4 protein-coding genes are annotated in these 4,912 nt (G+C 38.6%); all 4 read left to right on the top strand.

Annotation, left to right across the window (positions count from 1 at the left end):
* The first annotated feature begins 243 nt into the window (after positions 1-243).
* A complete protein-coding gene (locus JEM65_RS20945; protein WP_199603668.1) occupies positions 244-471 on the top strand; it encodes a PspC domain-containing protein in 228 nt (75 codons plus the stop codon).
* A gap of 222 nt (positions 472-693) precedes the next feature.
* Positions 694-2,766 (top strand): amino acid carrier protein, encoded by a 2,073-nt coding sequence (locus JEM65_RS20940; RefSeq protein ID WP_199603666.1) that lies wholly within the window; start codon positions 694-696, stop codon positions 2,764-2,766.
* Positions 2,767-2,778: 12 nt separating this feature from the next.
* On the top strand, positions 2,779-3,672 hold the full coding sequence (locus JEM65_RS20935; RefSeq protein WP_199603663.1) for a ComEA family DNA-binding protein: 894 nt from the start codon (positions 2,779-2,781) through the stop codon (positions 3,670-3,672).
* A 16-nt stretch (positions 3,673-3,688) separates the two neighbouring features.
* Positions 3,689-4,855, top strand: coding sequence for an acyl-CoA dehydrogenase family protein (locus JEM65_RS20930; RefSeq protein WP_199603661.1), 1,167 nt, complete (start codon positions 3,689-3,691; stop codon positions 4,853-4,855).
* Positions 4,856-4,912: the final 57 nt, after the last annotated feature.

Below are 4,912 nucleotides of genomic sequence, written 5' to 3'. Positions count from 1 at the left end.
TGAAGCCTGAATAGTTACCATAATATATTGTTTGCCCAAAAAATCATCCCAGAAAAAAACAGCATTATTACGGCGTTTAATACACTTAAACCTATTGCTAATTCAGCCATGATCTCACAAGCGCTCATACAGCTTAAAACGGAATATTGCGAAAAGAACAACTGTATGAGGTGTGCCATTGGCAATTCAATTCTGGCAAAATAAAAGACTATAAAAAATAACAAAAAATTAGTACATTGCGGCATGAACATCTTATATAGCGCCTTATTATATTTTCAAAAACGTGGGTATTACGTTTGTCAGCGTATTGCAGATAGATTGGGTATTCGTGCAAAAGTGGTGCGGATCTCTTTTATGTATCTCACTTTTGTAACCGTTGGTTTTGGCTTTGCGCTCTATTTGTTTTTTGCCTTTTGGATGCGTATTAAAGATTTAATCTATACAAAACGGTCTTCCGTTTTTGATTTATGAGGTACGAGTTTCACGTTCAGGCCTCCCCAATTACATGGAATTATAAATTCTTGGAGCCGCCCGACGCAATCATCTAAACGGTATTCCATTTCTAATCCGTATTTAATTTTAGGAATACTGTCTTTTTCATTTTAACAACCAAACTTTTATAAAATCATTTTTTTTTAGCATCTTGTGGTGTTTTTAACCAAATATTATAACTAACTAATGCAAAATTCACTTATGAAGAATTGTCTTCTTACCCTATGTCTCACGCTATTTCCGGTTTTATTTTTTGCTCAGGATTTAGAGATAAAGGGAGAAATACTAAACCCCACAGAAAATATTAATGATGGTGTTGTTACTGTTACTGCATCAGGAGGCGTCTCTCCTTATACGTATAGATGGAGTAACCAAGACACCCCTTTAAGCTCTAATAAAGCGGAGGGTTTAACTGAAGGCGTACCTTATACAGTAGTTGTTACTGATTCTAATGGCAATACAAAAACCGCTGTGTATACCGTAAAGACCAAGGCCATTACAGAAGTGTTTAACGGTACCATGACCCCTGCAGTTGCCACGTTAGGGGCCGTTTTATTTTGGGACCCTTTTGCGGCTATTGGTATTTATGACCCGGTAGTTTATGCAGATGTAAAACAAATTGGCGTTCCTGATTGGACCAATACGGTTGAAAACAAATACATCCTTAAACAATGGCTCAAACCAGAAGGTGCCCAGGTTTCAAGAGATGTGCCCATTGCCATCATCACAGATAATGAGGGTAAGGAAATTACGGTAAACTCATTAGCCCAAGGCACATTGAAATACCTTATTGCTGAGGGACAAACCATTTATAATTCAGAGAATAGCAAACACGTTATTGAACAGGGGGCGCACTTCTTTGCTCAAGTGGTCTACGAAGAACCGGAAGTGTTAACACATCCTAACGGAGATCCTTTAACAAAACCGATCCCATTTATTGTTATTTGGTTGGTAATAGGGGCGGTATTCTTTACCATAAGAATGGGCTTTATTAATTTTAGAGGCTTTAAACATGCTATTGATTTAGCGCGTGGAAAATATGATGATCCAGATGCCCCAGGTCAAGTAACCCATTTTCAAGCTTTAGCTACTGCGGTTTCAGGAACTGTTGGTTTGGGTAATATTGCAGGGGTGGCTGTAGCCGTTTCTGTAGGTGGTGCAGGTGCAACATTTTGGATGATTGTATGCGGACTTTTAGGGATGTCCACAAAATTTGTGGAGTGTACCTTGGGTGTTAAATATAGAGATATATTACCTGACGGACGTGTCTTTGGAGGCCCTATGAATTATTTGCGTTATGGGCTTGAAAAGCGTCAAATGAAAGGTTTGGGTAAAGTATTGGCGGGATTATTCGCAGTCCTTGCAGTTGGAGCCTCTTTTGGAGGTGGTAACATGTTTCAGGCCAACCAATCTTTTGAACAATTGGCAGGACAGTTTCCAGTATTAGTTGGTAACGGGTTTTGGTTTGGGATCGTAACCGCTATTTTAGTGGGTGTTGTTATTATTGGGGGTATCAGTAGTATTGCAAAAGTAACCGGAAAAGTCGTGCCGGTTATGGCTACCATTTATGTAGTGGCAGCTTTGGCAGTCATTATCATGAACATTCAAAATATAGGACCTGCATTCTCAGCTATTGTAGATGGTGCGTTTAGTGCGTCAGCGTTAAAAGGAGGTGTTATTGGCGTGTTAGTGGTCGGTTTCCAACGTGCGGCATTCTCCAATGAGGCCGGTGTGGGATCGGCGGCTATTGCCCATAGTACGGCAAAAACCAATCACCCGCCATCAGAAGGTTTTGTGGCGTTATTAGAGCCCTTTATTGATACGGTTGTGGTATGTACCTTAACGGCATTGGTGTTAATTTTTACAGGAATGCACGAAGTAGAAGGTTTAGCAGGAGCACAGTTGACATCTGATGCCTTTGGAAGTCAAATCTCTTGGTTCCCGTATGTATTAGCTGTAGCGGTATTCTTATTTGCGTTCTCCACAATGATTTCTTGGTCTTATTACGGAATGAGAGCTTGGACCTATTTATTTGGGAAAAGCAAAAAAGTTGAATTCATCTATAAAATGTTATTCTTGGTATTTGTGGTCATTGGAGCTTCCGTAAGTTTAGGAGCTGTATTAGACTTCTCAGATATGATGATTTTAGCCATGTCATTCCCTAACATTATCGGATTGTACATTATGTCTAAAGAAGTCAAGTTTGATTTAGATGCCTATATCATAAAACTAAAGGCCAATCTCCTTTATAAAAAGCAGGAGCCTAGTAAATAAAAAAAAATTATCATGGCCATCAAATCCCATTTCAAGTTTTCTAACAGTCAACGGAATGGGATTTTTTTATTGGCCATACTCATCGTTGTCGTTCAATGTATTTATGCCTTTGTTGATTTTTCTTCGGAAGAAATCCAAACCGATTCAAGACAACTAGAAGGATTCAGAAAGCAAGTCGATTCACTAAAGCAGATTTCGGCTGAGAAGAATGCACCTAAAGTGTATCTATTTAATCCAAATTATATAACAGACTATAGAGGCTATACACTTGGCATGACGACTGAAGAAATTGATCGGTTGTTGGAATATAGAGCGGCCGACCAATGGATCAATTCGGCGAAACAATTTCAGGAGGTTACGCAGGTATCGGATTCTTTGCTCGCGGTTTTGGCACCATTATTTAAATTTCCAGATTGGGTAACGCAACCTAAACCCAAAACGAATTGGATAGACTATTCTAAAATGTCAGACCCAAAAAGCTACGGCTCAAAAACATTCGCCCAAAAACAGGATTTAAATACTGCGACGGCTCACGATTTACAAAAAGTAAATGGTATTGGCGTAAAATTATCAGACAATATTATTAAATACCGGAACAAGTTTAAAGGGGGTTTTATTTCGGAAATCCAGCTTGAGGACGTTTATGGCTTGACACCGGAAGTTATCTACCGTGTGACTAATGATTTTGCTGTTAAAACACCTAGAGCATTTGAAAAGATTGATCTTAATTCAGCAAGCAAAGATCAGTTGGTTACGATTCAGCATATTGATTATGAGATTGCCCACTATATTATTGAGCAACGCAGCCTGAGAGAAGGCTTTAAATCTTTTGACGAACTGTTGTTGGTTAAAAAATTTCCAGTTCAAAAATTTGAGATAATTAAGTTATATTTGAAGCTTAATTAAACGAAAAATACAACATATGAACAGCATGTACTTCACAGAAGAACATCAACTTTTTAGACAAAGTTTACAGGATTTCTTAAAGAAAGAAGTCGTTCCTCATATTGATAAATGGGAGAAAACAGGAACCATTGAACGATTTATTTGGAAAAAATTTGGAGAGATGGGATTTTTCGGAATCAACTATCCTGAAGCTTATGGAGGAATGGATCTCGATTTATTCTTCACCGTTATTTTTCTTGAAGAATTACAAAAGATAAATTCTGGCGGTTTTGCAGCAGCAATGTGGGCCCATGCTTATTTGGCAATGACACACCTGAATAAAGAAGGCAGTCATGAAATCAAGGAGAAATATTTAGCACCAAGCATTACCGGAGATAAAATTGGATGTTTATGCATCACCGAACCGTTTGGAGGAAGTGATGTTGCCGGTATGCGAACTACGGCAATAAGAAACGGCGATACCTATGTGATTAACGGTTCTAAAACTTTTATCACCAACGGAATTTACAGTGATTATTTGGTAGTTGCTGCTAAAACAGATCCGGATGCCGGTCATAATGGGATGAGTATTTTTGTGATGGATAGAGATACACCTGGAATATCTTCTTCAAAACTGGATAAATTAGGATGGAGAGCGTCAGATACTGGAGAAATAGCTTTTGATAACGTTATCATTCCTGCAGATCAACTTATGGGTGAAGAAGGCAAAGGCTTTCCATACATCATGCAGCATTTTGCATTAGAACGATTGATTATGGGTATCAATGCCCACGCAAGAGCTGAGTTTGCATTGGAATATGCCGTACAGTACATGTCTGAGCGCACAGCGTTTGGTAAAACCATTGATAAATTTCAAGCCTTACGTCATAAAGTCGCCGATTTTTATACAGAAATGGAAATTTCTAAAGAGTTCAATTATTCAGTAGCGCACCGTTTAAATAAAGGCGAATATGTGGTAAAAGAAGCAACCATGTCTAAATTGCACGCCACAAAAATGGCTGATGAAGTTATTTATGGTTGCCTTCAGTTTTTAGGTGGTTATGGTTATATGGAAGACTATCCAATGGCACGATTGCTACGTGATAGCAGACTAGGCCCAATCGGTGGCGGTACCTCTGAAATTTTGAGAGAAATTATCGCAAAAATGGTGATTGACAAGAAAGATTATAAACCAGCGACGTAAGTATCTGAATCAGCATTTTGCGAAGATTCCCACTGAAATTATCGCAAAAATGGTGAT

It is taken from the genome of Gelidibacter salicanalis, assembly GCF_016469035.1.
Lineage (GTDB): Bacteria > Bacteroidota > Bacteroidia > Flavobacteriales > Flavobacteriaceae > Gelidibacter > Gelidibacter salicanalis_A.
This window is presented reverse-complemented; position numbering and strand designations above follow the sequence as displayed.

Bases quoted from the DNA above. Each gene is read 5' to 3' on its own strand.
- JEM65_RS20940 (WP_199603666.1), top strand. From the start codon at position 694: ATGAAGAATTGTCTTCTTACCCTATGTCTCACGCTATTTCCGGTTTTA.
- JEM65_RS20930 (WP_199603661.1), top strand. From the start codon at position 3,689: ATGAACAGCATGTACTTCACAGAAGAACATCAACTTTTTAGACAAAGT.
- JEM65_RS20945 (WP_199603668.1), top strand. From the start codon at position 244: ATGAACATCTTATATAGCGCCTTATTATATTTTCAAAAACGTGGGTAT.
- JEM65_RS20935 (WP_199603663.1), top strand. From the start codon at position 2,779: ATGGCCATCAAATCCCATTTCAAGTTTTCTAACAGTCAACGGAATGGG.